Genomic DNA, 26,248 nt, shown 5'->3' on the forward strand with positions numbered 1-26,248 from the left:
GAACATGTGTGGCATCGTAGGCGCAGTCGCTGAACGCAATATCACCGCCGTGCTGGTTGAAGGTCTCAAGCGCCTGGAATACCGCGGCTACGACAGCGCCGGTGTGGCGTTGCTCAACGATCAGGGCGAATTGCACCGCAGTCGCCGTGTCGGCAAGGTCAGTGAGTTGGAAGCAGCATTAAGCCAGGAGCCGCTGGCTGGTCGTCTGGGCATCGCCCATACCCGTTGGGCCACTCACGGTGCGCCAAGCGAGCGGAATGCCCACCCGCATTTCTCCGGCAGTGAGCTGGCGGTGGTGCACAACGGCATTATCGAGAACCACGAAGAACTGCGTGCTCAGCTCAAGGGCCTCGGTTACACGTTTAGCTCCGACACCGACACTGAAGTGATCGTCCATCTGCTCGATCACACCCTCAAATCTCAGCCTGATTTGACCGCCGCGCTTAAATTGGCGGTTAAGCAACTGCATGGCGCATACGGCCTCGCGGTTATCAGCGCCAAGCAGCCTGACCGTCTTATCGCGGCCCGCAGCGGTAGCCCATTGGTGATCGGTTTGGGTTTGGGTGAGAACTTCCTGGCGTCAGATCAATTAGCGCTGCGTCAGGTCACCGACCGTTTTATGTACCTTGAAGAAGGCGACATCGCCGAAATTCAGCGCGACAGCGTACAGATTTGGGACGCCTCCGGTCAGCCAGTGACGCGCGAGAGCGTGCAATACCATGAGGGTGCGGAAGCCGCCGACAAGGGCGAATACCGTCACTTTATGCTCAAGGAAATCCACGAGCAGCCCAAGGTCGTGCAGCGCACCCTGGAAGGCCGTCTGGGCACTGATCATGTATTGGTGCAGGCGTTTGGTCCGCAAGCGGCCGAGTTGTTCGGCAAAGTAAAAAACGTGCAGATTGTGGCCTGCGGCACCAGTTACCACGCCGGTATGGTCGCGCGTTATTGGCTGGAAGGCCTGGCCGGCATTCCCTGCCAAATCGAAGTGGCCAGCGAATTCCGTTACCGCAAGGTGGTGGTGCAGCCGGATACCCTGTTTGTCAGCATCTCCCAGTCTGGCGAAACCGCCGACACCCTGGCCGCGCTGCGTAACGCTAAAGAACATGCGCCTGGCCAGGGCGGCTACCTGGCCAGCCTGGCAATCTGTAACGTTGGCATCAGCTCGCTGGTGCGCGAATCCGACCTGACCCTGCTGACCCAGGCCGGCCCGGAAATCGGCGTAGCCTCGACCAAGGCCTTCACCACTCAGCTGGTCGCATTGATGCTGCTGACCCTGTCCCTCGGCCAGGTGCGTGGCACTCTGGATAAAGGTCTGGAAGCCGAGCTGGTTGACGAACTGCGTCGCCTGCCAACCCGTCTCGGCGAAGCCTTGGCCATGGACAGCGTGGTGGAGAAGGTCTCCGAACTGTTCGCCGAGAAGCACCACAGCCTGTTCCTCGGCCGTGGCGCGCAGTACCCGGTGGCAATGGAAGGTGCGCTCAAGCTCAAGGAAATCTCCTATATTCACGCCGAAGCCTACCCGGCTGGCGAGCTCAAGCATGGCCCGTTGGCGTTGGTCGACAGTGACATGCCGGTGGTGACTGTGGCGCCGAACAACGAGCTGCTGGAAAAGCTCAAATCCAACCTGCAGGAAGTCCGCGCCCGTGGCGGTGAGCTGCTGGTGTTTGCCGATGAGCAGGCGGGCATGAGCAATGGCGAAGGCACCCATGTGGTGAACATGCCGCACATCCACGATGCTCTGGCACCGATTCTCTACACTATTCCGCTGCAACTGTTGTCCTACTACGTGGCTGTGCTCAAAGGCACTGACGTCGACCAGCCGCGTAACCTGGCCAAGAGCGTAACGGTTGAGTAAACAGAGGCGAGCTGATGCAGCGTGATGTGGGATGAAAATAAAGATTCATCCATAATAATAAAGTGTCATCCATTAAAATAAAGTTTCATCCAAAACCGGCATGCGCTATGTTGAAATCATCGATGCGGATGCTGGTTTGCTTATGGCTGGGACATTTAAGGGGCTGACTCAGGCCCAAATCGACAAAAGGTTCAAGGAAGGTCGTGGTCAAGGCCAGGGGGCAGACTACAAACCGTTCATCTACACCAGGGATGTGTCCTCGCTGGGGCGCTCCCATCGCCTGCTCGGCAGCAAATCTCGCCGTCTGCACCATTTCCTCTCTGATCTTGAGCTGGCAATTTTCCTGACTTTGGACTGGTCTCCCCGTGTCACCGATATCCGGGAGCAATTTCCGATGATGGTCGTGGACACTGTTCGAATCGCCGAGGAGATCGGTCTTGCCCATGGTCGCTACCAAGGCATTCCACAAGTGCTGACCAGTGACTTCCTTGTGGATTTCGATGACCAACAACGGCCGACAGTTGCGATTCAGGCCAAGTACAGCGCCGACCTGCAGAAGCCTGAAGTCATCGAGAGACTTGAGCTAGAACGACGCTACTGGCTCGAGAAAGGAATTCCTTGGGTCATCGTCACGGAACGAGAGGTGCCAAAGGAGGCAATTGCCAATATTCAATGGCTCTACCCTGCCCAATCAGAAGACGATATTTCTGCGGATGAACTTGAACACTACCGGCAACTGTTCCTGTATGAATTTCGGCGTGATCCTGATCGGAGGCTGACGGCCATTGCTCAAGGACTGGATGTGTCTGGCGAACTGGAGCCGGGCCAGGCGCTTTATTGGCTTCGCCAATTGCTGGCCAGGCACTGTTTCCTGTTCGACATTGGTAAACCTTACCGGGAACTCAGTACGAAAGACCTTGCAGTCAATCCTCACTACGAGTTGCAGGGGCTGAGCAGTGCTGCCCGTTAACCAGGTTTTTAGCATGGGGGAGTTGCGCAAGCGCCTGATTTGGTCGGATGCCGCGATGGCCGTCTGGATCGACATTGATGCGGACACTGCTTTGCCCGAACCGATAAAGGTTGTAGAGCTGGAACGTCTGCTGATGGACGGGGAACTAGTGTGTATCGTTGACCCATTCGAGGAGGCGGTTCTGCGGGAGGTGGAGGAAGGCTCTCTTGATCAGCAGAAGCGCGATGCTGCCTGGGAAATGCTTGCGGATGTCGCTCAAGACCCTGGGTTGTTCATTCGCAAATCAAGAGGGCAAATCCTCATAGGTATCATGGAACGCCATGGTGTTACTAAGCAGACGGCATACAGGTTGTTGAGGCGCTATTGGCAGCGGGGTATGTGCAGGAACGCTCTATTGCCGGACTACGTCAATTCGGGCGCGCTCGGAAAACGACGAAAACCAAGCCAAGCCAAGCTGGGCAGACCCAGGGTTGTGAGAGAGGGGAGGGGGAGCAACGTCACACCGGACGTGGAACGTATTTTCCGTCGAGTCATCGATGAGCGCTTACTAAAGCAAAAACATCCGTCCATCCCAGACGCTTACGCATCCGGGTTGAATCTGCTCCACGCAGTCTTACCGATGCGGTCTGTCGCCGAGCTGCCGACTTTGGAGCAGTTCCGCTACTTCTACAAACGTGAATACCACTTCACGGAAACGTTACCAAACAGGATGTCCGCCGTTGATTTCGCCAAGGACATCCGTCCGATCACAAGTACATCGACGGCCGAAGTTCTGGGCCCTGGGTACCGCTATCAGATCGACGCCACCGTAGCTGACATCTATCTGATTTCAGAGCAGGATCGCAGCCGCATCGTCGGTAGGCCCGTCGTGTATATGGTGATCGACGTGTTCAGCCGCATGGTTGTTGGCATGTACGTCGGTTTCGAGGGACCTTCCTGGGTTAGTGCAATGGTGGCTTTGGCCAACACGGTCACCGACAAGGTCGAGTACTGCCGCCAGTATGGCGTGGATATCGATGTTGGCGATTGGCCGGTTAAGGGCTTGCCGGATGCGCTTCTGGCCGACAAGGGCGAACTAAACGGCACCAAGGTCGAAGCATTTTCCAAAGCTTTCGGTGTTCGTATCGAGAATGCGCCGGCCAGGCGCGGGGATGCCAAGGGTATCGTCGAGCGCTATTTCCGGACGGTACAGGAGAATTTCAAGCCCTATGCCAGCGGCGTGGTCGGAGATACCACAAGTCGGAAAAGAGGTGGCCACGACTACAGGCTCGATGCCAGTCTGACGCTAGGCGAGTTCACTCGAATCATCATCGCAGGCGTACTCTGGCATAACAACTTTCATACGCTGGGCAAGTACGACAGAGCTGCTGGTATGCCGGGCGGTCTGCCGGCTATACCTGCCATGCTGTGGAGTTGGGGGCTGGCCAACCTAACTGGTCGGTTGCGCACTGCACCTGAAGATCTGGTCCGGATCAACCTTTTACCTCATGATCAGGCCACGATTTCGGAGCTGGGAATCAGGCTGTTCGGCTGCTTCTACACCTGCCAGGAAGCAATCAAGGAGGGTTGGTTTCACCGAGGCCAGGGGCGTAGGCCGACAGGGGTGACGGTCGCATACGATCCGCGTAGCGCCGACCACATCTATCTGCGGCCATCTAATAGCCTCAAGGATTACTGGATTTGCGATCTTGCTGACCGTAGTCGACGTTTCAGGGGGGTGACCTTCTGGGATGTCTGGCTGTTGTCCAGAGAGGAACGTCGTAGCGATGCAAACGCGGCGGCGGAGGCCTTAATGGAGAGAGGCAAGCTTCTGGAGCGGATCGAGTCCATTGTTGCCCAGGCAGAGGATGCTAGTCCGGTCAAAACGGGTATGACCAAGAAGGATCTGGGAACCCAGATCCGTGAGAACAAGCAGCAGGAAAAGCGTCAGGAACGCCAGAAAACAGCATTCAAACCGGCGAAAGTGCAGCAAGAAATACCTGCCGAAGTTATCCCGCTGCGAGGCGAAAAGCAGGAAGACTATGCCTTCCCAGATCTCAGTGACCTGATATTCAAGGAGGAAGGCGATGACTGAAGAAATCCGGCGCGGAGTTATCCCCCCGGCTAGTTACCATGAGCAGCAGCTTCCCGAATATCAGGAAAATCCACTCATCAGCGCATTGCCCCCGATACCTGATCTGCAGGAGGTGGTCGGCTTGTTGCAGAAGCTTCCCAGTTTCGAGCCGCAGGAGGTACTTCTGGATGGTCGGCTCAGGGCTCATGCCATCGCCCGCTTGTTGCACGGTTTCTTCCAGCCGCTCAGCCACCACTTGGAGCTGGAGAGCAAGATCAGCCTGATGATCCGTCAGGGCTACATCGGTCGGAATCCGGCCCGCGGCGCTTGGTATGCTCACTTGCAGAATGGCTATCGCCGGATCGAGGAGGAGAATCTGGATGCGGTGGTTTACCAGAGTGTCTCCTCCACGGCCAACAGCTTGTCGCTATTCGGCTGCTCAGGTTGCGGGAAAACGCGCACTCTTGAGCGGATTCTGGGCATGTACCCCCAGGCTCTTCATCACCCAGATTACAACATCACCCAGCTGGTCTACCTGAAGGTCGACTGTCCCATCGACGGTGACCTGGATGAGTTGTGCCTGAGTTTCTTCAACGAGGTAGACAAGATTCTTGGTACGACCTATAGCCGCAGCCATGGTCGCAAGAAACTGGGCACCAAGCGCTTGATGGCATCCATGTGCCAGGTGGCCAACCTGCACGCGCTTGGTGTGCTGATCATCGACGAGGTTCAGAACCTCAACGAGGCCCGCTCCGGTGGTGCCGAGAAAATGCACAATTTCTTCGTGTCGCTAGTGAATACCATCGGCGTTCCGATCATTCAGGTCGGTACCCACCGAGCCAGTAAGTTCTTTCAGCGCACATTTCGAGCCGCGCGTCGGGTCTCCGGGTTGGGCAGCATTCGCTGGGACAGGTTGCCTCGGGATGAGCACTGGAAGCGCCTTTTGAAGCGGCTCTGGAAGTACCAGTGGCTGCGAAATGCGACGCCGCTGGACGACGAGTTGGAATCGACTATGTACGACCTCACACAGGGGGTTATGGACATTGTCATCAAGCTGTTCGCGCTGGCGCAGATCCGGGCGATAGTGACTAGCGTCGAATGCATCAAGCCACTGTTACTACGCAAGGTTTTCGAGGACGAGTTCAAACCAGTTCATCCGATGCTGGCCGCCTTACGGAGCGGTAGACCCGAACTGATCGCTAAATATGACGACCTGCTGATGCCTGAGATCGAGGGACGGTTGCTGACATTGACGCGCTCTCTGGATAACGTCGCCCAACCGAAACCGCCGACACCATCGGCTGATGACAAAGCGAAGCGACTGGCCGCCCTGCTCGAAGAGATGGATATCCCTATGGATATCGCTATTCCCATGGCTGACGAATTATTGGCAATGAATCCGGGTATCCCGATGGCGGCCCTGATACACAAGGCCACGGCCTACCTCGTGCAGGAGATCCCCAAGAAGCCCAGTATTTCCAGGTTAAAGCGGACAGATTGGGGATACCTATCCGAGGAGGATTTGCGCAGGCGTTATGCTGACGGGCCTGAGAGTGAGGTCTACGACAGATTTAAACAGGCCGGCCTTATCCTCGATTTACGGCCTTTATTGAAGGCGAGCTAACATGTATTTCCCCAGGCTTTATCCGGACGAGCTGCTCTACAGCGGCATAGCTCGGTGCCGGGTACATCTGGGGATAGGTAGTCATAAAACGCTGCTGCACATGCTGTTCGGTGACAGTAAGGTAGCCGCTATAACCGACCTGCCCACGCACTTGGCCGTTCTGGCGAACAATACTGGGCTGGATACGGCAAACGTGATCATGCATCACACGCTATTTCCGCTCTATGCCCCCTTCATTCCACAGGCCCGTCGTACTGACCTTTTCCAGGCCATGCTCGCTGCCGATCGGTCGACCATCGGTCTGGCTGGGGCTTCGACGGCCATGGTCAAGTGGCCCGAGTGGCTGCGTTACTGCCCTGCCTGTTTCGAGGACATGGCCGCCTGTTTTGGTGAGCCCTACTGGCGGCGTAGCTGGCAAATGCAAGGAATAGACGTTTGTCCTGAGCATGGCTGTCAGCTCTTGGATTCACCCATTCCGTTCCGTCGAGCGCAGCGACACGAGTTTCACCCAGCCTCTCCACTGTTTTTGTCCCGTAATGTTCGCGCTAGCCTCGCAAGCGAAGAGGAAATTAGGCTCGCCAAGGCCGCTACGCAACTTCTGGCGCTCGAAGAGGCTCAATCACCCGGCTACGACCGCTGGACCAATCTGTACCGGTACATGGCAGCAGAGTGCGGTGCCAGGCGCGGCCGACAGGTCAGAGCCGAGGTCTTATGGGAGAAGATCCTTGCATCTCATCATAGGGATTGGCTTGTTGTGAACGGTTTGCTGGCAAGCGGGGAACCTCCACCCTGGCTGTTGGCGATGTTCAGGAAGCATCGCAAGGGATTTAGTGCACTGCAGCATCTGATCATTTGGACCAGTCTGCGCCCTGACCAGCATGCTCGCGATCTGATCGACGAGGCGAAGACTCGCCAGGTCGATCTTTCCACCGAACATTCAGTGCAGTTGCTCTCCGACGAGTTTGAGCAAAAGCAGCAGTACCGAGCTGTTTGGCTGCAGGCACTGGATAAGAACGGTGCAGCCAAGGCAGCCAGACAAAACGGAGGGAAGGCATGTTACGCCTGGCTTTATCGTCATGACCGACGTTGGTTGATAGCTTCGAACAAGGCTAGGCAGCTTCGACAGGGCAACAACAGCCACATAGACTGGCTAGCACGCGACAGGAAGTTGGTGCGCCTGCTGATCCAGATTGGCAGAAACAGCGAGGAAGACCTGAGTCTTCCGCGCAGGAGCCGCAACTGGTTCCTGCAGCAGCTACCACATCGGGCATCAGTCGAGCACCATCTCGACCAACTGCCTACGTGCCGCACCTTCCTAGATCGCTATGCCGAATCCGTCGGTGAGTATCAGATCCGTCGCCTGACTGTAGCTGTACAGGAGGATGTAATGGATGGTATGCCGATGCCGTCTAGGTGCTGGAAGCTAGAAAAGCGTTGTGGGTTGGAAAAAAGCAGGGAGGCACCGCTGACTACTGAGTTCATTCGATTGATAGGACGATGGATTGAATAGGACCTTTTTCCGTCAGATTCAGACCGGATCTAAGCTGCTGGCTATTGGAAACTTCTATAGAGCATTCTCCCCGGAAGCTCAGTGGCGCCTGGCTGCACTGTTTCAGTGCGATGGTCAGTCGCAGTTTAAGCGGCTTTCATTGGAAATGTCCTGTGTCCTCGCGACTGGTCGCGAGTTTCTTGAGGAAGACGGGGTTCCTTTCCGCCCCAGTGGTTTCAAGAAAGCGGTGGTGCTGCCTGCAATCGATACCTGGCGGGAAAGACAGTTGGGCGAGTGTCCACGTCTGGCCAGAAGGCTGGCAGCAAATCCTGAGATATCTGCACAGCGATGCTTTGTATTCGAGGTCGATGGCCTGACAGTCTGGCTACCGAAATTTGAGCTTGCGCGAAAACTATACTTTCACGCGGCTTTTATAGTCCGTGCAGCCTTCGCACCGAGTGGCCTAGACATGGTCTTCACGATCTACAGAGAGGGCGATGTTGTTCATATTCATACTCCCCCGAAGACGGGTGCGCCAAGTCAGCTTCTTAAAATCAAGGGGTACAGAGACCATTTAAGTTGGCTGCTGCTGAATCAGGATGTGAAGCGATCCTTCGAGTCAATCTGGCAAAGCCTCAACCGAGCGCAAGAGCAGGTGTCCCAAAAGTCGGACTATGCCAGATGGCAGTTCGACTTCCAGGCACCTCCTTCTCTCGCGGGTACCATGATGGATGTGCGAGGCCCCTTTGACCCAGAAAACAACGAGTTGCTGGTCTGGGAGATCGAAACGCTTCAGGGACTCCGGTTTAGCCATCATGGAGAAATTTTTTTCCATCACCCTGCTCTCAAGTTAACAGCCAGGGGAGAGGGCTCCGGCTGCGAAACTGTGCCATCGGGGGCTGAAGAAGTTGAGGTGGATGCTGAAGATGATCCCACTGCCGCGAAGGAGCCAAGTTTGATTCATTTGCCTGTTGAGGGAATCAAATTTGATGCTCAGATGAACACGATGATTGCCTTCAACGGGGAGCATGCCAGCGGTCATGGCAAGGAGGTCGACGATGAGCAGTCTCCGGGCAAAGAAAGCAAGCTCCTCGGTGTTGCTGATCCCGTGAGCGACGGCAGCACAGCTCCAGGGGAGTTCCAGAAGCTGGGAGAGAGAGAGGGCAAGGACGAAGACAAGGACAAGGACAAGGACAAGGAGCATGATCGGTTTGTCGGTCGCTTCTCGCTGCTCCGTGAAATCATTGAGCAGATCCCCCACGAGTCCGATATTGCGCTGGTATCACTGGATGTGAAGCCGCTGCCTCCTGTTCCGCGCTGCAGCTACCATATGTTTGATCACGAAAAGCCACGCTGCTATTTGATGGCAATGTTCAAGCTGAAAAACGGTAATCAACGCTACCTTCTAGAAATAGATACCTCAGACAATCGGAAGACCATGTCAACGCGAGTCATGGGCTTCAAAGCAGATGTTGAGGTAGAGAAATGCATAGGCCGGATCTTGAAAAAGACAGTGAAGGGCTCGTTGCGCTGGCCAAGCAATATGGCGGACTTCTGTGAGCCTTTGCACTCTGTACATCACCCGAAAGAAAGCCAATCTGGCACCAACCATGCCAGGGTGAACGACTGGAAGCAGCGTATACGTGATGTCCTGAAGTGATCGCAGAAATCTGCTAGAGGTATCGCAAGCTGATCAAACCTGGGAAAGGTACTGCTGAGAACCCACAAACGCTTTCCGTAGCCGAGTTGTCACTCTGACACTGGAGGCAGGAGGGACGCTGGATCACAAGCGAGCTCGCCTGCGATGCGGTATAGCTTCTCGACGGTAATATTGACCTCGCCACGCTCGATTCGCCCTACGTAGCTGCGGTCGATATTGCACGCCAGCGCCAGCCCATCCTGGGAAATCCGGCAGACCTTCCTCTGCATTCGGATGCGTTCCCCTAACGCTTTCGCCAACTTATCCATGACCGTCTCAATTCAACTTGAGGCGGCACTATCGTGCGTTTGCGGACGCACGGGCCACGGACTATAATCCGCATTAATTTAGTGCTAGCTATTCTAGGGCCTCAATGAAATCGGCCTTCCTTACATTCGACAGATCCCTGTATGAGCTGCTTCAGGAACGAGGACGTTTAACGGTTACGGACCGTGACTGCACGATGCCGATGCTGCTCCCCTGAATGGCGTGAATTGATGCTGGCCTCCTCTGCCAGAGTGCAGCAGCGTACGAATTGCGTGTGATAGTCCGAGAAATTGGTTGGCCAAATTATCGGATGCAGCATGTGGATCAAATCGCAGGTAACAGTAACCGTGGTTAGAGTTCGGAGGTCACTAAATGGCGGACGCAAATATTGAAAAAATAAGTGATTTTCTATCAAGTGAAGGCGAGGCAATACCAAGCGCCTGTGACGATGAAGTGGCTGGCATCGCGCTGGCTCAGAAGCTGTACCCAGGCAAACCGTACTGCTCAGTAAGGCAATGGGTTCTCGTCGATCTCGATATTTCAGATGACAAGAAGGCGTTGGTTGCAGAGCAAGGTTTTCGGCCAATTCTTCTCTATGCCCATGCCGTAGTAAACGACAGTGCTTGCCGATTTTCACCAGGCGATTGGGTCAGAAGCACCCTCCTGGTTGATCTAAAGAGTAATTGTCTTTTTGAAACCAGAAATAGCGTTTACATCCTTCTAGGCGCAGGAAGTCGGAAGACAGTAGAACCAGCTGTCGTGACCGGCATATTTTAATGGGCTGCGGAGAGTTGCAGGATGACAATGCCCCACGAGCGTTCGCGTTCAATTGTGCAAACTCAGGAGTTCTTGGACCTCATTACGAGCAACTTTCCGTCTCTCAGGGCTATCGCGCGATGCCTACACTCCCTACATCTGTCCACCGACCGGCGAGCATCAGGCAAGGAAGCCGGTCTGATGAGCAGTGTCTGCTTTTTGCCAAGGGTGCCATGGAACACTTGATCAACAAACTGGATTGTCTGGTCACTGTGGCGATTTAGAGCGCTGGTAGTGCCAACCAGCATCGGGCAGACGTGTTCTGCTTGGGCTTGGACATATCTTCAACCTTTCCACGGCGGCAAGGTCAAGCGTTTTTCTTTCAGTTAACTAACACTCTGCATATCAAGCTCTGCAGTGCCGCACAGTGTGGGCGAGGCTCGCGATGTTGGATCTTCCTTGATCCAGGCGTGTCCTGCGTCTCCTCAATTAAAGTGATTACAACAGCGGAAGTGTGTAGCTGACGATCAAGCGGTTCTCATCTACGTCGTTGCCGAAATTTCTGGAGCGCAGTGTGGCGTTGCGCCATTTCACTCCCAGGTTTTTCAGCGCACCGTCCTGGAAGACATAGGCGATGTCAGTGTTGCGCTCCCACTCCTTACCATCGGCTTTGCCTGCGCCTAGATCAATATTGTCACCAGTCAGGTAACGGGTCATGAACGTCAAGCCAGGGATACCAACGCTGGCAAAGTTGAAGTCATAGCGGGCCTGCCATGAGGTTTCGTCTTTGTTGGCGAAGTCGCCGATCTGCACATAGTTGACCAGGAACGGATCGGTGCCGTTGATGTAGGCGTAACCGGTGTCTCCGCTCATGCTCTGGTAACCAACACCGAGTGCGTGGCCGCCAAAGGCATAGGTGAACATCGCCCCGAATGCCTTGTTGTCGACGTTGCTGTTGCCCTCGTCGGTGGAGCGAGCGTAGCGCAGATCAGTTTTCAGCGATTGTTTGTCACCTAGCGGCAAGGTGTGCAGGACCGTGAAAATATGCTGCTTGTAGAACTCGTCCAGATTGCCGTAGTTGTAGCCGGTGGCCAGGTTGCTATTCCATTTGTATGTCGCCCCGGCAAAGCTGAACTCATCGCTCGTCTGGGTTCCGCCGCCACTGATAGCGCGGGCAGAGCCGCTGGTAATGCTGAGGTCTTCGCTATCGGAGGAGTCGCGCTGGCTTACTTGCTTGAGCTGGCCTGCATCGAAGGTAAGCCCGTCAATCTCCAGCGAATTCAGGTGCCCGCCTTGAAAGGTCTGTGGCAGCAGGCGCGAATCGTTTGCTTGGACGGTTGGCAGTCTAGGTTGCAGCGTGCCCAGTTTCAGCACGCTGTTTGAGGCGCGCAGCTTCGCGGTTAAGCCCATCTCACCATATTCATCCTGCGCGGCACGAGGTGCTTCTTTATCGCGCTTGAGCAGGCCCGTGCCTGAACGATCAGCACTGGAGTCCAGCTTGAGACCCAGCATGCCGATAGCGTCGATGCCAACACCGACGGTCCCTTCGGTGAACCCGGATTCGTAACGCAGCAGAAAGCCCTGGGCCCATTCTTCCTGCTTTGACTGGCTTGCTGAGTCTTGGCGGAAATCACGATTGAAATAGAAGTTGCGCGCTTCCAGACCAGCTTTGCTATCTGCCAAAAAATCAGCTGCCGCTGGTTGACTGAGACCGAGTCCTCCAGCGCTCAGCAGGAGCCCGCACGTGACTCGGTTAAGCCATTGAGAGTTGGGGGTAGCAATGAGCATGTAATTATCCTCGTCGAAAACATGTGTGGTAGACGAGGGGCAGGCTCGGGTAGGCGTATTACACTTGCACATACTTTCGATGACATTTTTATTTCAATGATCGGGAGAGCGAATGAAAGCCTTACAGAGCGAGGGTTTCAATGCAGGAGCGGAAACCTTTGTTTGTTTCAGCGAGATGACTATTTGGTGAATTAACTGCTTGTGGACTACTCAGGGCTACTGAGTGAACCAGTTGTGGCGATCTTCAAAGGCTTTGTAGATGAGCGATACCAGTGTCTGCACTTCTGATTGCTCTGCTGCCAGCGGGGACGTTGAAATCCAGACCACCCGTTCCAAGGCAGTCTCGAATAACTCGTCAAGGGGCAGCAGGTTACGGTCTACATGGGAGATGTAGCCAGGTAGCAGGCCAATGCAGGAGGAGTTACGCAGCAAGTCAACGACCCACTCTTGTGAATGCACTTGAATGACCGCACTTCGGCGCTGACGGATCAGCTGATTCCATGGTTCGAAACTGTCAACCGTTGCGTTTCCCGCGAGCTGTACCAGCATGAAATCTTTGAGGTCGGCTACAGAGCTCGGTAGGCGTTTACCTGCATAACGTTTGGCCATATGGGCACGATAGGGAATTCGTGCAAGCATCAATGGTTTAGTCATTGCAAAGCTTGGAGTCGGTCTTGCCGTGCCGGGATCGGTGATCCAAATCATGACCTCTGCCAGCCTCTCGGGCTCGCCCTCCTGTGGGATGATTTCTAGTCTCACGGCCGCGTCATTACGCAGCCAGGAGATCAAATCACGGGCCAGCAGGTCGGTGAGCAGTGCCGTCGGCACCGCAAGACGTACCAGAGCTCGCTGGACACTGACATCCTCTGGATGCAGGTCACCGAATTTCTGGGTCAGTAGTTGTTGTAATTCACGTCCTGTTGCGCTCAGGCTGAGCTCGCGTCCTTTATAAAGGAATAGCGGGGCACCTACAGTTGCCTCCAGCTTCTTGAGTTTTTTGCGCATCGGCACGATATGTAAGTTTAGGCTGCGTGCAGCCTGCCTAAAGCAGGCGCAGCGCGCGCTGGTCAAGAAGATCTGTGCTAGTTGGCGGTCGATGGTGAGAGGGTCGAACATGGGGGGCGATCAAAGCTCGTGCCAAGCAAAATGCATGTACTTTGAGCTTAACGAGACGAACCTAACGCCAGGATCGCAACAGGATTACTTATTTGTAATCTGATGGAGGGAGGAGCTTTATGTTTGGGATTGAACTTCCAGCAGTATCACTTTATTAGCGCGGGCGGTTCTCAACGCGGCACTCGACTACTAGTTCCGCGCTGAGGTTTGATGATTACAACAGCGGAAGTGTGTAGCTGACGATCAGGCGGTTCTCATCAACGTCGTTGCCGAAGTTGGTCGAACGTAGTGTGGCGTTGCGCCATTTCACGCCCAGGTTTTTCAGTACACCGTCCTGGAAGACATAAGCGATGTCAGTGTTGCGCTCCCACTCCTTACCATCGGCTTTGCCTGCGCCTAGATCAATATTGTCACCAGTCAGGTAACGGGTCATGAACGTCAAGCCAGGGATACCAACGCTGGCAAAGTTGAAGTCATAGCGGGCCTGCCATGAGGTTTCGTCTTTGTTGGCGAAGTCGCCGATCTGAACATAGTTGACCAGGAACGGATCGGTGCCGTTGATGTAGGCGTAGCCAGTGTCTCCACTCATACTTTGGTAGCCAACGCCGAGGGCGTGGCCACCAAAAGCGTAGGTAAACATCGCCCCAAATGCTTTGTTGTCGACGTTACTGTTGCCTTCGTCGGTAGAGCGGGCGTAGCGCAGATCAGTTTTCAGCGACTGTTTGTCACCCAACGGCAAGGTGTGCAGGACCGTGAAAATATGCTGCTTATAGAAGTCATCCAGATTGCCGTAGTTGTAGCCGGTAGCCAGGTTGCTGTTCCATTTGTAGGTCGCCCCGGCGAAGTTGAATTCATCGCTCGTCTGGGTTCCGCCGCCGCTGGCAATGCTGAGGTCTTCGCTATCGGATGAGTCGCGCTGACTTACTTGCTTGAGCTGGCCTGCATCGAAGGTCAGGCCGGCAATCTCCAGCGAGTTGAGATGTCCGCCTTGAAAGGTCTGTGGCAGCAGGCGCGAATCGTTTGCTTGGACGGTTGGCAGTCTGGGTTGCAGCGTGCCCAGTTTCAGCACGCTGTTTGAGGCGCGCAGCTTCGCGGTTAAGCCCATCTCACCATATTCATCCTGCGCGGCACGAGGTGCTGCTTTATCGCGCTTGAGCAGGCCAGAGCCTGAGCGGTCGGCGCTGGAGTCCAGCTTGAGGCCAAGCATGCCAATGGCGTCGATGCCCACGCCGACTGTCCCTTCGGTGAACCCGGATTCGTAGCGCAGCAGGAAGCCCTGGGCCCATTCTTCCTGCTTTGACTGGCTGGCTGAGTCTTGGCGGAAGTCGCGATTGAAATAGAAGTTACGCGCTTCCAGACCGGCTTTGCTGTCTGCAAAAAATTCAGCAGAGGCTGGCTGGCTGGCTAAGACTGAGTACCCCAGTACTCACCGCGACTGCCAAGAGGGTCTTCTTCATTGTTGTTTCTCCATGCTCAGGGGGTTGGCATATCGGGGAGCCGTCGCTGTATGCCGTGCTCTCCGAATAGGGGCGGGTTCCTCTGCAGCCAATCTTCGGCTGGTCGTTATACCTGTACGCCTGCAGGGTCTAGGTCGAGGAACCATTGCGGACTTTGGGGAAGATCAAACGGAATACGGTGAAGCTGCCTGGCAGGCTGCTGACCTCGACCGTGCCCTGATGCAGGCTCATGATCGAGCGAACAATTGCCAGGCCCAGCCCTGTTCCACCTTCGGCGCGAGAGCGACTGGTATCGACGCGATAGAAGCGTTCGAACAAATGGGGGATGTGCTGTGCGGGGATGCCAATCCCGGGGTTCCCGACTGAGAACGACACGGTTTCGCTGTGCTTCTCGATCAGCAGCGAGATGTTTGCGCCGATGGGGCTATGCCGAATCGCATTGGACAAGAGGTTTGAAATGGCGCGCTGTATCATCAGCCGATCACCGAAGGTTCGGCCGGCCCCGGAAATGCTCAGGCTGACCTGTTTCTCTTCAGCAGAGATGCTGAACAGATCCACAACGCGTCTTGCCTCGTCCTCCAATGCAATCTTCTCGAAGGGCACCAGGGACGCCGGGTGGCTGACTTGAGCGAGAAACAGCATGTCGGACACGATTCGGGTGACGCGCTCAAGCTCTTCTGTGCAGCATTCCAGTACGGCTTTGTACTCCTCTGGTGGACGCTCTCTGGAGAGCGTTACCTGCGCTTTACCCATCAGGTTGGTGATGGGTGAGCGCAACTCATGGGCCAGGTCATCAGAGAACTGCGATAGCTGCTGAACGCCACCATCAAGACGATGCAGCATGAAGTTGATGCCGTGGGCCAGCGCGCTGAGTTCTTGTGGAAGTTTGTCGACGGAAATCCGATGGGTCAGATCCTGCGTGGATATCAGCGATGCAACCTGGCGAAATTGCCGGAGCGGAGCAAGGCCCCGCTGTACAATCCACCATGCGCCCATGCCAATCAGCGCGAGCAGAAGAGGGAGTGCTATCAGTGTTGACTTGAGGTAAGCGCTGAGCAGCGCTTCGTCGGCAGATCGGTCAATTGAGAGCAGGACTCTGACGTGGTCGCCATCGTCGAGCAGCATCACCTTGGATGCGGTCAGGAAGTTGTTTCCCTCAGTATCCGACCAGCTTTGGTAACTAGGGGTATCGCCTGCCGGTATGTTGGCAAGAATGGGCTCCCTGGATTTCTCACCCAGATTCAGGAGTAATTTGGTGCCTGACTTTTTCCTGTAGATCGTCAGGTGCAGGTTGTCATGCCCCATGACCAGATCCAGCAGCTCGTGAGGTTGCTGGGCAATTGCATGTGCGTTCATGTCATCAGCGAGATTGTGCTGAATCTGCTCCAGTTTGCCGTCAAGACTCTGCTTGGCCAAAGAGTCCAGCTCATGGGTCAGCGCGAGGTAGGCAAGCGCCGCTAACAGAACAACCAGTGCCGCCCCCATCAAGCTGACCGACAGGCCAAGACGCATGGATAGACTGGCCGGCTTCATGCCCGCTCCTCAAGCACATAACCAACGCCCCTAAGGGTGTGAATCAGTTTGTTATCGAACGGGTCATCGATTTTTGCGCGCAGCCTGCGGATGGAGACTTCGACGACGTTGGTGTCGCAGTCGAAGTTCATGTCCCATACCAACGAAATGATCTGGGTGCGCGATAGCACTTCTCCAGAGCGGCGCATCAGTAGGTGTAACAACGCAAACTCTTTAGTGGTCAGATCAATACGTTGCTCGCCACGGAACGCGCGGTGCCTAGCCGGATCAAGCTCAAGGTCGGCTACCCGCAGCACTTCCGGTACTGGGATTTGCTCGCTTCGCCGTAGCAACGTACGAATTCGCGCAAGTAATTCAGGGAACTCGAACGGTTTGACTAAATAATCATCCGCCCCCAAATCAAGGCCTTTAATTTTATCCACTAAACGCCCACGCGCAGTTAGCATTATCACGCGGGTACTACTGTTGCTGCGTATATGCTCAAGCACACCCCAGCCATCAATTTCCGGCAGGTTTACATCAAGAACTACTAAGTCGTAGGCGTGCTGCCTAACAAGATGAAGGCCGTCCACACCAGTGGCAGCCTTATCAACTACATAGCCACTTTCGCTTAAACCTTGGTGTAAGTACTCGGCAGTCTTTGGCTCGTCCTCGACAATAAGGATTCGCATAAAAATTTCACCTTAAAATGTGCGGCCAGTATTTATTAGATATTCTTTAGTTATGGCGGCTGAGTGGTTTTAATTCTTTCATTGGCGGTCACCGATATGACCTGCAGTATTTCAGATTGCTCCAAGGCTAAAGCCTGTAGCGGCTTCAGGGTCAAGCCGCAATACCCAATTTGCATGGCTCCAAGGGAGCAAGCGACAAAATGCCGCAGTGCTCACCCTCATCCCAAACACCCAGCTTTGGACTGGCAGGGCTGCCCGGTGATGCTACGTCCGAGGCACCCCTTATTTATCTATGTTTGTTTCTAGTTGTTGCCGGGTACTAAATTGCCTGCTCTCTTGAGCGATGCCAATACTAATACAGGACCACGTGGGAAAGTGCTGGATAACGTATTTGTAATTTTCCAGTCACCTTGCTGATAGGCATGGAGCACTACATTCTGCCGAGAATTGGCTTCCTACTTATTTCCCAAAATAACAATCAAATAACTTCGGGGATCAATAAATAGTAAGGCCTTAATTTATGCCAGCAGAATTTGTGCTGCGGAGGGCTTTAAGTGTACGAAAAAGCAATCGCTGATCATGGAATAAGTATAGGAAAGTTTTGTGTGCTTTCAGGCTTACTGGCTGCACTGTTGATCGCTCCCGCGACAACAATTTCTGCCGAATTATCCGGGCAATCAATAACGATTGAAGAGGCGCTGGCTCAAGCGCTTACAGAGAACCCCGAGTTCGCGGCAGCCCAATGGAATACAGGCATTGCCGAAGGCGCTCGTACTCAAGCCGGACTGATTCCAAACCCTGAATTGTCCTGGAGCGTCGAGGACACACGCAGTGAGTCACGCATCACCAGCATTCAGGTATCTCAACCAATTGAACTGGGCGGTAAACGTGGCGCGCGCATCGATGTTTCTGAACGTGATCAGGACGCTGTGGCGATTGACCTAGAACGTAAGAAAAATACCTTGCGCGCAGAGGTTATACAGGCCTTTTACTCGGCACTGCGTGCCCAGGAAGGACTGCAGCTTTCCACTCAGTCGTTAGACCTTGCCCGTCGCGGACTTCAGGTGGTCGAAGGGCGCGTAAAGGCCGGCAAGGCTTCTCCAATCGAAATTTCGCGTGCTCAGGTGCAGCTTTCGGAAATTCAACTGGAGCTGAATCGCGCACGCCTCAATCGAAGCAATGCCTACAAGCAACTGGCGCTCATAACGGGTGCCAAGACGCCGAACTTCGCGCATGTCGAGGGTGATCTTGAGCGCCTGCCGTACCTGCCGTCGCAGGCTGAGATGCTTGCACGCATAACAGATACAGCGGACCTGCGGCTGGCCAGCATGCAAATCCAGCGTGCCGAGTCTTCCTTGGAACTCGAAAAGTCGCAGCGGATTCCAGACCTCACCGTCAGCGTTGGCAGCCAATACGACGAAGGGCTTGGCGAGCGCGTCAATTTGCTCGGCTTGTCGATGCCTATTCCGTTGTTCAACCGCAACCAAGGAAATGTGCTGGCCGCTGCTCAAGGAGCTGACCAAGCGCGGGATTTGCGCAATGCCACAGAACTCCGCCTGCGCGCGGAAGCCCAGCAGGCATTTGAGCAGTGGGAAAGCGCTAGAAGTGAAGTCGACTCGATCAGCGGCACACTGCTGCCGACTGCGCAGCAAGCGGTAGAGGGCTCCGTACGGGGGTTCGAGATGGGCAAGTTTGCCTATATCGATGTGCTCGATGCTCAGCGCACCCTCGTAAGTATGCGCTCCCAGTACCTGAACACCCTGGATGAGGCTATTTCGGCCTGGGTGAGCTTGGAGAAGATCTACGGTTCCCAGCTCAACGTCGAATTCAAAAAATAATTATCTCTGCGCACCTACATAACACCTTAGACGGTCGCTTCATGCGGCATGAAGCCTCGCCTGCTTTCCAGACGGCTGCATGTTTATTGAGCGCATTTAGTCGCCGCCGAGGCATGAGACAAGTTCAATAATTTTGATAATTTGGAGTTACCAATGGCATCAACAATTCCCAGAAAGCAGTGGCTGATGATTGTGGCCGTTGTCGCCATAGGTTTAGCCGTAGCGGGTCTGATTCTAAGTGGTAGCCCTGGTAAGTCCGGGGAGGAAGGCCACGGCCATGATGAGAGTCATGAGGATGTGTCGGCTCACACAGACCCCGAGCACCACGGGGAGGCGTCTGCAGAGGAACATGAAGAGGCCGACAATCATGCGGATGACGAGCACCATGAGGCCGTAGCGCCTACCACGGGCGAGCATGGCGGCAAGCTTTTCACCGAGGGTGACTATGCGCTTGAGGTGACGATTTTTGAGGAAGGTGTAGACCCTCAGTTCAGGCTTTATACCTACCTGAACGGCAAGCTTCTAAATCCTGCGGACAGCACGGTGCAAGTGACGTTGTCGCGCCTTGGTCAACCTGGGCAAATCATCAATTTCAGCAAAGAGAATGACTACCTGCGTGGCGATGACGCGGTTGTAGAGCCGCATTCATTCCAGGTTTCCATCAGTGCCAAGCACAGTGGTAAGAGCTACTCGTTCGGTTACGAGCAGGTCGAGGCCCGCGTAACTATGACGGATGCGCAGCTTGAACAGGGTGGCGTCACGCTCGCCACTGCTGGTCCCGTGAAAATCGCCTCCACGCTGCAAATTCTGGGCGAGGTTCGCTACAACGATGACCGCACGGTTCAGGTGACCCCGCAACTTGCAGGGCGGGTCGACTCGGTGGCAGTGAGCGCTGGCGATACGGTTCGCAAGGGCCAGGTTCTGGCCAAGATTTCCAGTCAGGCACTGGCGGAGCTGCGTGGCGAACTGCTGGCCGCCCAGCAGCGTTCGGCGCTTGCCCGCACGACCTATGCGCGTGAAAAGCAATTGTGGGAAGAGAAGATTTCCGCCGAACAGGACTTCCTGCAGGCGCAGGTTGCCATGCAGGAAGCCGCTATCGCGGTGCAGCGCGTCCAGCAACAAATCGCCTCGCTGGGCGGTGCTCCGGCCAAGAGTCAGAACCTCACCGAGTTCGAGATTCGCGCCCCGATCAATGGCGTGATAACCAGCAAAAGCATCTCGGTTGGTGAAGTACTCAAAGAGGACTCTGCGGTCTTTACCGTTTCGGACTTGTCGACGGTGTGGGTGGACTCGACCGTCGCGGCGAAGGATCTGGGCGTAATTGCCGAAGGACAAAAAGTTGTCGTGAGCTCCAGCGCATTCGCCGCCAAGGCTGAGGGCAGCATTTCGTATGTCAGCGCTCTGGTTGGGGCACAAACCCGCTCGGCGACTGCCCGTATCGTGCTCGCTAACCCGGATCGGCTATGGCGTCCCGGTTTACCGGTAACGGTCGAAGTGGTTGCTGAGGAGAACGACGTGCCTGTTGCCGTGGCGGTCGAAGCGCTCCAGACCGTTCGCGACTGGCAAGTAGTGTTCGGCCGCTTCGATAACGAGTTGGAAGCTCGGCCTCTTGAACTGGGTAAGTCCGACGGCCGCTTCGTCGAGGTTATCTCGGGTCTGCAGGTGGGTGATCGTTACGTACTGAAGAACAGCTTCCTGATCAAGGCTGAGCTTGGCAAAGCCGGCGCGAGCCATGACCACTAACCCGGAGTCGAGCCATGAAACAAGTTACAGCTATTTTTCGCCCGATCCGGCTTGAGGCCGTCGAGCAAGCGCTGCACGCACTGCCGCATCTACCAGGATTCACCATCCTGTCTGCCCATGGCCATCCGCGTGGTCACGGTAAGGATCATGGATATATCGCAGACGAATGGAATCCAGACGCCCATCAGCACCTCGTGCTGCTGGCGTTCTGTTCCGACGAGATTGCCGATGAGATCGTCCAGGCCATTGAGAAGGCTGCCCACACCGGTGTACCTGGTGACGGAATCGTCGCCGTAGCCCCGTTGACCGACACATTGCGCATCCGTACTGGAGAGCGCGGTGATGCTGCGCTTTAGGGAAAATTGATATGTACGAACGATTAATTCGCTTCGCCATCGATCAGCGCTGGCTGGTTTTGCTGGCTGTTCTCGGCATGGCCGCGTTGGGTGTTTACAGCTACCAGAAACTGCCGATTGATGCGGTTCCCGATATCACCAACGTGCAGGTGCAGATTAATACCGAGGCCAAGGGCTATTCGCCGTTGGAGACCGAACAACGTGTGACCTTCCCAATTGAAACGGTCATGGCTGGCCTCCCCAACTTGCAGGAAACGCGCTCCATCTCACGTTACGGGTTGTCGCAGGTCACCGTCATCTTTGAAGACGGTACGGACATCTACTTCGCACGTCAGCTGGTGAATGAACGGATACAGGAAGCGCGTGGCAACCTTCCCAGTGATCTGTCGCCGAGCATGGGGCCCATCGCCTCAGGCCTGGGCGAGATCTACATGTGGACCATCGAAGCAGAAGACGGCGCGAAGAAGCCGGATGGCAGCGCCTATACACCGATGGATCTGCGTGAGATTCAGGACTGGGTCGTAAAACCGCAACTGCGAACCGTCAAAGGTGTTACTGAGATCAACACCATTGGTGGCTATGCCAAGGAGTTCCAGGTTTCACCCATACCGGAGCGCCTGGTCGCACATGGCCTCAGCCTGCAGGACATTGTGGTTGCGTTGGAGAGCAATAATGCCAACGTTGGTGCGGGCTACATTGAACGCAGCGGCGAGCAGTTCCTGATCCGCGCCCCTGGGCAGGTTGGCAATATCGCTGACATCGCCAACATCATCATCAAGAACACCGATGGTGTTCCTGTCCGTATCGGTGATGTGGCTGAAGTTGGGCTGGGTAAAGAACTGCGTACCGGTGCTGCCACCGAAAACGGTCAGGAGGTGGTGCTCGGCACCGCCTTTATGTTGATTGGTGAGAACAGCCGCTATGTATCGCAGGCTGTCGACCAGCGCATAAAGGAGATCAATCGCAACCTGCCGAAAGGAGTCATAGCGAAGACGGTCTATGACCGCACCGTATTGGTCGATAAAGCCATCAATACGGTGAAGAAGAACCTGATCGAAGGCGCTCTGCTGGTTATCGCTATCCTGTTCCTGTTCCTGGGTAACATCCGTGCAGCGCTCATCACAGCAATGGTGATTCCGCTGTCGATGCTGTTCACCTTTACGGGCATGGTCAGCAACAAGGTCAGCGCGAACCTGATGAGCCTTGGCGCACTCGATTTCGGCATCATCATCGATGGTGCCGTGGTGATCGTAGAGAACTGCGTGCGTCGCTTGGCTCACGCCCAGGCCGCAGCAGGCCGAACGCTGACCCGTAACGAGCGCTTCCATGAGGTGTTCGCGGCTTCGAAGGAGGCGCGTCGTCCACTGCTGTTTGGCCAACTGATCATTATGGTGGTGTACCTGCCGATATTTGCGCTGACCGGCGTGGAAGGCAAGATGTTCCACCCGATGGCGTTCACGGTGGTGGCAGCCCTGTTCGGGGCCATGATCCTCTCGGTGACGTTCGTCCCGGCAGCTGTTGCACTCTTCCTCAATGGCAACGTCAGTGAAAAAGAAAACCGGCTGATGACCTGGGTCAAGCAAGGCTATGCGCCGTTGCTGGATTGGGTCATGGTCAGCAAACCGTTGGTGTTGACTATTGCGGCAGTCATGATGGTGTTGTCGGGCTTGGCTGCTTCGCGGATGGGTAGCGAGTTCGTACCAAGTCTGGATGAAGGCGATATCGCTCTGCATGCCATGCGCATCCCAGGTACCAGCCTCTCGCAGGCAATTGAAATGCAGGTGCAACTCGAACAACGGATCAAATCCTTTGCCGAGGTTGATACGGTATTCGCCAAGCTTGGAACCGCTGAAGTTGCAACCGATCCAATGCCGCCGAACGTGGCGGATAACTTTGTCATGCTCAAGCCCCGTGACCAATGGCCTGATCCTGATCGCAGCAAAGCCGATCTGGTTGCAGCGATGCAGGAGGCGGTCGAGCAGGTTTCCGGCAACAACTACGAGTTTACCCAGCCTATACAGATGCGCTTCAACGAGCTGATCTCCGGCGTACGCAGTGACGTCGCGGTAAAAGTGTTTGGCGACGACATGGATGTGATGAACGAGACCGCCGAGCAAATTGCTGAGGTGCTGGAGGGCATTCCGGGTTCAGCCGATGTGAAGGTCGAACAGACCACAGGACTGCCGATGCTCAGCGTGCAAATCGACCGTGAGAAAGCCGCACGATTTGGTTTGAATGTCTCGGAAATCCAAGACGCTATCTCCACAGCCATCGGCGGCCGTGAAGCTGGAGCGCTGTTTGAAGGTGATCGTCGTTTCGATATCCAGGTTCGTCTTGCTGACGAATGGCGCAATGATGTCGATAAAATTCAACAGCTGCCCATTCGCTTGAGCAGTGGCGATAGGCTGGATGGTCCAGGGTTTGTGCGCTTGGCTGATGTGGCGAGCGTGGTTTCCGCACCGGGGCCGAACCAGATCAGCCGTGAAAGTGGCAAGCGCCGCGTGGTGGTCACCGCTAACGTTCGTGGTCGCGATATCGGCTCTTTTGTCGCCGAGGCCGAGAGCAAAATCGCCCAAGCGGTAAGCATCCCGACAGGTTACTGGACGACCTGGGGCGGCACCTTCGAGCAGCTTCAGTCGGCGTCCAAACGCCTGCAGATTGTCGTACCGGTCTCGTTGCTGCTGGTGTTCACGCTACTTTTCATGATGTTCGGCAATGTTAAAGATGGCCTGCTGGTGTTCACCGGCGTGCCCTTCGCGCTGACCGGCGGGATCATGGCCTTGTGGCTGCGTGATATTCCGCTCTCGATCTCTGCCGGCGTGGGTTTCATTGCGTTGTCGGGTGTGGCGGTGCTCAACGGCCTGGTAATGATTTCTTTCATTCGCAGTTTGCGTGAGAACGGCATGGGGCTGGACGAGGCTATTCGTGAAGGCGCGTTGACTCGTTTGCGTCCGGTGCTGATGACAGCTTTGGTGGCGTCTCTGGGCTTTATTCCAATGGCCACTGCCATCGGTACGGGTGCTGAGGTTCAGCGGCCTCTGGCGACGGTGGTGATTGGCGGAATCTTGTCATCAACGGCGCTGACGCTGCTGGTTTTGCCATTGCTCTACCGCTTAGCTCATCGCAAGCGTTAAGTTCACAGCGCTATTCGTGTGCAACTGAAAAGCCCCGCTCTTGAGCGGGGCTTTTTGCTTACCGTAAATACCGCTCGATGTGGGCGATGACTGTGCCTGTAACGTCCTCAGCGGCTTTTTTACGCCAAATGAGAATCGGCACTGCCCGGATGTAGACAAGCTCACCCACCAACTCAACCAGCGTCTGGGTGATGACCGCTGCGGCTGCAAGCCCTCGTATTTCTTCAGGTAATGCCAGGGCCAGCGGAAGAACCACCAACGAGTTACGTGTGGCGGTACTGAAAGTAACCGCTCTCGCCGTCGAGGCGGGCAGTTTATAAGCTCTTGAAGCGAGTGCGCCCACTACGGGGGCCAAAAGCATGAAACCGATATACACCGGGATCACCGGTAAAAGCTGGTCGATATCACGTACCACCGGCGAGATTTGCGACCCAACCACCGCAATGAGAACTGCCGCCATCGCAGGGACTGGCATCCATGCCCATACGGTGTTCCAGCGACCTACGATCCGCGAGCGCTTAGCCAAGGCTGCTGTAGCCACCGCGAGCAATAAAGGCACGACAATCAGTGCGAGAAAGGCTTCAGCGAAAGGCGCTATCGAGATAACGACTTGGGATTGCTCCCCTAGCATAAAAGCCAAATACACAGGCAACAGCACAAGTTGCAACAGCAAGAGGATAGGGGTTGCCGCAAGGACCGCGCGCGAGTCGCCTTTGCCAATGTGAGTAAAGACCACCACGTAGTCGATACACGGAGTGAGCAAAACCAGAAGAGCGCCGATTAGTACTGCCGGGTGTTCTGCGAGCCCTCTGGTGAGTGCCCACACCAACAGTGGAATCAGTACAAAATTGGCGATCAGCAAGGCAGACATGAAGCGTTTGTTGCTAAGACTCTCGCGGAAATCAAGAAAGGGGATTTGCAGGAACATCGCGTACATCAGCACGGCGATAGTCGGGGTCACTAATGCGTTCAGGCTCTGCGCAGCTGCAGGAGCTATTAACCCACCGATTGCCGCTGCAATGACCGCAACGAAATAGATCGGTATCTGGTTTTGTTCAAGCGCATCCCTACTCATAGCATCCTCAAGGAGTAAAAGCTTCAGCCTACATTAGGTAGCAGAGAGCGTGGCGATACTCTTGGATGGCCTGAATCATGAAAAATTGAGATGGGCACGGCGTCTGGCTATTGAGTAGGTATCTGCTGACGGTGCAAGGGCGCGGTATTCAAATGACACCGTGTTCTAGCATCGGGGTGATAGCCAGTGCCTTTGCAGATATCAGGCAGATCAATCTAAAGGCCTGCACCGGTATCATTTTGCCCTTCTTGCTACACGCTGACAGCGATGGCTTGTTGCAGATATGAATGACTTGCGGAAGAGTAGAGTTAGTTTTCTAGCTTGGAGGTTTATATTCCAAGTGAGTCTTTTTTATTATTAAAAATCAAATAAAAAAAGCGCCCCGAAGGGCGCTTAGGGTACACCTCTTTCCAAAGGAGCTCGGGAGCTTCTAGAGGTGAACATCGTTCGGAAGTGGGCGGTTAGTCAGCGTTGGTTTCTTTTTTAATATCGGTATTGGCCCGATCTTGGTTGCTGGTCTTAACCTTTAGTTCGTCCGCCGGTTTGGCAGAAGGCTCAGTTCCGTGAATTCGTTTTTGATCTGCTCGAAATTTTTCCTGAGCTTTCATTGAGCGATCATAGCCATCTTCTGCATAAGTCTGTGTGGAGCCGACAAGAAGTACCGATCCAATAACTAGAGCTTTCAAAATCTTCATAAGGCAGGCCTCGTAAAATTCAATTAGTAGCTTGTCGAGGTTCATGGACAAGTTCTGCAAGTTCGAGTGAATTCTACGGGGGTGAAGCTAACAGCAGCGTGAGCTCAACATTACATTCTTGATATCTAA

Annotated in this window: 19 protein-coding genes; 11 read left to right on the forward strand and 8 right to left on the reverse strand. The window is 55.0% G+C overall.

Annotated features, from left to right (window positions below):
- Positions 1-4: 4 nt before the first annotated feature.
- The 6 genes from glmS (at position 5) to ACIGEK_RS03395 (ending at position 9,651) form a co-directional block, all read left to right on the forward strand.
- The gene (gene glmS, locus ACIGEK_RS03370; RefSeq protein ID WP_397491950.1) at positions 5-1,855 is read left to right on the forward strand and encodes a glutamine--fructose-6-phosphate transaminase (isomerizing); all 1,851 of its coding nucleotides are present in this window, start codon (positions 5-7) and stop codon (positions 1,853-1,855) included.
- 142 nt (positions 1,856-1,997) lie between these two features.
- Entirely contained in the window at positions 1,998-2,825 is an 828-nt protein-coding gene (locus ACIGEK_RS03375; protein WP_090255142.1) for a TnsA endonuclease C-terminal domain-containing protein, read from the forward strand.
- A 13-nt stretch (positions 2,826-2,838) separates the two neighbouring features.
- Positions 2,839-4,899 carry a Mu transposase C-terminal domain-containing protein gene (locus tag ACIGEK_RS03380; RefSeq protein WP_090255144.1) on the forward strand — a complete coding sequence of 687 codons (2,061 nt, stop codon included), beginning with the start codon at positions 2,839-2,841 and terminating at the stop codon, positions 4,897-4,899.
- Complete coding sequence (locus tag ACIGEK_RS03385; protein WP_090254163.1) at positions 4,892-6,502, forward strand: ATP-binding protein; 1,611 nt, start codon at positions 4,892-4,894, stop codon at positions 6,500-6,502. The genes ACIGEK_RS03380 and ACIGEK_RS03385 overlap by 8 nt, the downstream gene beginning before the upstream one ends.
- A 1-nt stretch (position 6,503) precedes the next feature.
- Positions 6,504-8,012 (forward strand): TnsD family Tn7-like transposition protein, encoded by a 1,509-nt coding sequence (locus tag ACIGEK_RS03390; RefSeq protein ID WP_090254161.1) that lies wholly within the window; start codon positions 6,504-6,506, stop codon positions 8,010-8,012.
- Positions 8,005-9,651: a Tn7-like element transposition protein TnsE gene (locus ACIGEK_RS03395; RefSeq protein ID WP_397491951.1), complete on the forward strand. Its 1,647-nt coding sequence runs from the start codon at positions 8,005-8,007 to the stop codon at positions 9,649-9,651. The genes ACIGEK_RS03390 and ACIGEK_RS03395 overlap by 8 nt, the downstream gene beginning before the upstream one ends.
- A gap of 89 nt (positions 9,652-9,740) precedes the next feature.
- On the opposite strand, the gene ACIGEK_RS03400 is transcribed toward ACIGEK_RS03395, so the two are convergent.
- Positions 9,741-9,959: a helix-turn-helix domain-containing protein gene (locus tag ACIGEK_RS03400; protein WP_090254157.1), complete on the reverse strand. Its 219-nt coding sequence runs from the start codon at positions 9,957-9,959 to the stop codon at positions 9,741-9,743.
- A 370-nt stretch (positions 9,960-10,329) separates the two neighbouring features.
- On the opposite strand from ACIGEK_RS03400, the gene ACIGEK_RS03405 reads away from it, so the two are divergent.
- Positions 10,330-10,734 (forward strand): DUF6957 family protein, encoded by a 405-nt coding sequence (locus tag ACIGEK_RS03405; RefSeq protein WP_090254154.1) that lies wholly within the window; start codon positions 10,330-10,332, stop codon positions 10,732-10,734.
- 477 nt (positions 10,735-11,211) lie between these two features.
- On the opposite strand, the gene ACIGEK_RS03410 is transcribed toward ACIGEK_RS03405, so the two are convergent.
- The 5 genes from ACIGEK_RS03410 to ACIGEK_RS03430 all read right to left on the reverse strand — a co-directional run bounded on the left by ACIGEK_RS03410 (position 11,212) and on the right by ACIGEK_RS03430 (position 17,278).
- The gene (locus tag ACIGEK_RS03410) at positions 11,212-12,501 is read right to left on the reverse strand and encodes an OprD family porin (RefSeq protein WP_397493074.1); all 1,290 of its coding nucleotides are present in this window, start codon (positions 12,499-12,501) and stop codon (positions 11,212-11,214) included.
- A gap of 216 nt (positions 12,502-12,717) precedes the next feature.
- Entirely contained in the window at positions 12,718-13,617 is a 900-nt protein-coding gene (locus ACIGEK_RS03415; protein ID WP_397491952.1) for a LysR family transcriptional regulator, read from the reverse strand.
- Between the two features lie 214 nt (positions 13,618-13,831).
- Positions 13,832-15,040 carry an OprD family porin gene (locus ACIGEK_RS03420; protein ID WP_397493075.1) on the reverse strand — a complete coding sequence of 403 codons (1,209 nt, stop codon included), beginning with the start codon at positions 15,038-15,040 and terminating at the stop codon, positions 13,832-13,834.
- A 163-nt stretch (positions 15,041-15,203) separates the two neighbouring features.
- A complete protein-coding gene (locus tag ACIGEK_RS03425; protein WP_397491953.1) occupies positions 15,204-16,607 on the reverse strand; it encodes a heavy metal sensor histidine kinase in 1,404 nt (467 codons plus the stop codon).
- On the reverse strand, positions 16,604-17,278 hold the full coding sequence (locus tag ACIGEK_RS03430) for a heavy metal response regulator transcription factor (protein WP_017675714.1): 675 nt from the start codon (positions 17,276-17,278) through the stop codon (positions 16,604-16,606). The genes ACIGEK_RS03425 and ACIGEK_RS03430 overlap by 4 nt, the downstream gene beginning before the upstream one ends.
- A 605-nt stretch (positions 17,279-17,883) precedes the next feature.
- On the opposite strand from ACIGEK_RS03430, the gene ACIGEK_RS03435 reads away from it, so the two are divergent.
- The 4 genes from ACIGEK_RS03435 to ACIGEK_RS03450 all read left to right on the forward strand — a co-directional run bounded on the left by ACIGEK_RS03435 (position 17,884) and on the right by ACIGEK_RS03450 (position 24,349).
- Positions 17,884-19,116: a TolC family protein gene (locus ACIGEK_RS03435; RefSeq protein ID WP_397493076.1), complete on the forward strand. Its 1,233-nt coding sequence runs from the start codon at positions 17,884-17,886 to the stop codon at positions 19,114-19,116.
- Positions 19,117-19,269: 153 nt separating this feature from the next.
- On the forward strand, positions 19,270-20,859 hold the full coding sequence (locus ACIGEK_RS03440; RefSeq protein ID WP_397491954.1) for an efflux RND transporter periplasmic adaptor subunit: 1,590 nt from the start codon (positions 19,270-19,272) through the stop codon (positions 20,857-20,859).
- Positions 20,860-20,873: 14 nt separating this feature from the next.
- A complete protein-coding gene (locus ACIGEK_RS03445) occupies positions 20,874-21,215 on the forward strand; it encodes a P-II family nitrogen regulator (RefSeq protein WP_397491955.1) in 342 nt (113 codons plus the stop codon).
- 11 nt (positions 21,216-21,226) lie between these two features.
- Entirely contained in the window at positions 21,227-24,349 is a 3,123-nt protein-coding gene (locus ACIGEK_RS03450) for an efflux RND transporter permease subunit (protein ID WP_397491956.1), read from the forward strand.
- A gap of 58 nt (positions 24,350-24,407) precedes the next feature.
- Here ACIGEK_RS03450 and ACIGEK_RS03455 read toward each other — a convergent pair whose 3' ends face one another.
- Positions 24,408-25,424 (reverse strand): arsenic resistance protein, encoded by a 1,017-nt coding sequence (locus tag ACIGEK_RS03455; RefSeq protein ID WP_397491957.1) that lies wholly within the window; start codon positions 25,422-25,424, stop codon positions 24,408-24,410.
- A 461-nt stretch (positions 25,425-25,885) separates the two neighbouring features.
- Positions 25,886-26,164, reverse strand: a complete 279-nt coding sequence (locus ACIGEK_RS03460) for a hypothetical protein (RefSeq protein ID WP_397491958.1) — start codon at positions 26,162-26,164, stop codon at positions 25,886-25,888.
- Positions 26,165-26,248 lie beyond the last annotated feature (84 nt).

This window comes from Pseudomonas sp. NPDC079086, assembly GCF_044542155.1.
Lineage (GTDB): Bacteria > Pseudomonadota > Gammaproteobacteria > Pseudomonadales > Pseudomonadaceae > Aquipseudomonas.

Excerpts from the sequence above, each read along its gene's own strand:
- glmS (WP_397491950.1), top strand. The coding sequence starts at position 5 with ATGTGTGGCATCGTAGGCGCAGTCGCTGAACGCAATATCACCGCCGTG.
- ACIGEK_RS03375 (WP_090255142.1), top strand. The coding sequence starts at position 1,998 with ATGGCTGGGACATTTAAGGGGCTGACTCAGGCCCAAATCGACAAAAGG.
- ACIGEK_RS03380 (WP_090255144.1), top strand. The coding sequence starts at position 2,839 with ATGGGGGAGTTGCGCAAGCGCCTGATTTGGTCGGATGCCGCGATGGCC.
- ACIGEK_RS03385 (WP_090254163.1), top strand. The coding sequence starts at position 4,892 with ATGACTGAAGAAATCCGGCGCGGAGTTATCCCCCCGGCTAGTTACCAT.
- ACIGEK_RS03390 (WP_090254161.1), top strand. The coding sequence starts at position 6,504 with ATGTATTTCCCCAGGCTTTATCCGGACGAGCTGCTCTACAGCGGCATA.
- ACIGEK_RS03400 (WP_090254157.1), bottom strand. The coding sequence starts at position 9,959 with ATGGATAAGTTGGCGAAAGCGTTAGGGGAACGCATCCGAATGCAGAGG.
- ACIGEK_RS03405 (WP_090254154.1), top strand. The coding sequence starts at position 10,330 with ATGGCGGACGCAAATATTGAAAAAATAAGTGATTTTCTATCAAGTGAA.
- ACIGEK_RS03410 (WP_397493074.1), bottom strand. The coding sequence starts at position 12,501 with ATGCTCATTGCTACCCCCAACTCTCAATGGCTTAACCGAGTCACGTGC.
- ACIGEK_RS03415 (WP_397491952.1), bottom strand. The coding sequence starts at position 13,617 with ATGTTCGACCCTCTCACCATCGACCGCCAACTAGCACAGATCTTCTTG.
- ACIGEK_RS03425 (WP_397491953.1), bottom strand. The coding sequence starts at position 16,607 with ATGAAGCCGGCCAGTCTATCCATGCGTCTTGGCCTGTCGGTCAGCTTG.
- ACIGEK_RS03430 (WP_017675714.1), bottom strand. The coding sequence starts at position 17,278 with ATGCGAATCCTTATTGTCGAGGACGAGCCAAAGACTGCCGAGTACTTA.
- ACIGEK_RS03440 (WP_397491954.1), top strand. The coding sequence starts at position 19,270 with ATGGCATCAACAATTCCCAGAAAGCAGTGGCTGATGATTGTGGCCGTT.
- ACIGEK_RS03445 (WP_397491955.1), top strand. The coding sequence starts at position 20,874 with ATGAAACAAGTTACAGCTATTTTTCGCCCGATCCGGCTTGAGGCCGTC.
- ACIGEK_RS03450 (WP_397491956.1), top strand. The coding sequence starts at position 21,227 with ATGTACGAACGATTAATTCGCTTCGCCATCGATCAGCGCTGGCTGGTT.
- ACIGEK_RS03455 (WP_397491957.1), bottom strand. The coding sequence starts at position 25,424 with ATGAGTAGGGATGCGCTTGAACAAAACCAGATACCGATCTATTTCGTT.
- ACIGEK_RS03460 (WP_397491958.1), bottom strand. The coding sequence starts at position 26,164 with ATGAACCTCGACAAGCTACTAATTGAATTTTACGAGGCCTGCCTTATG.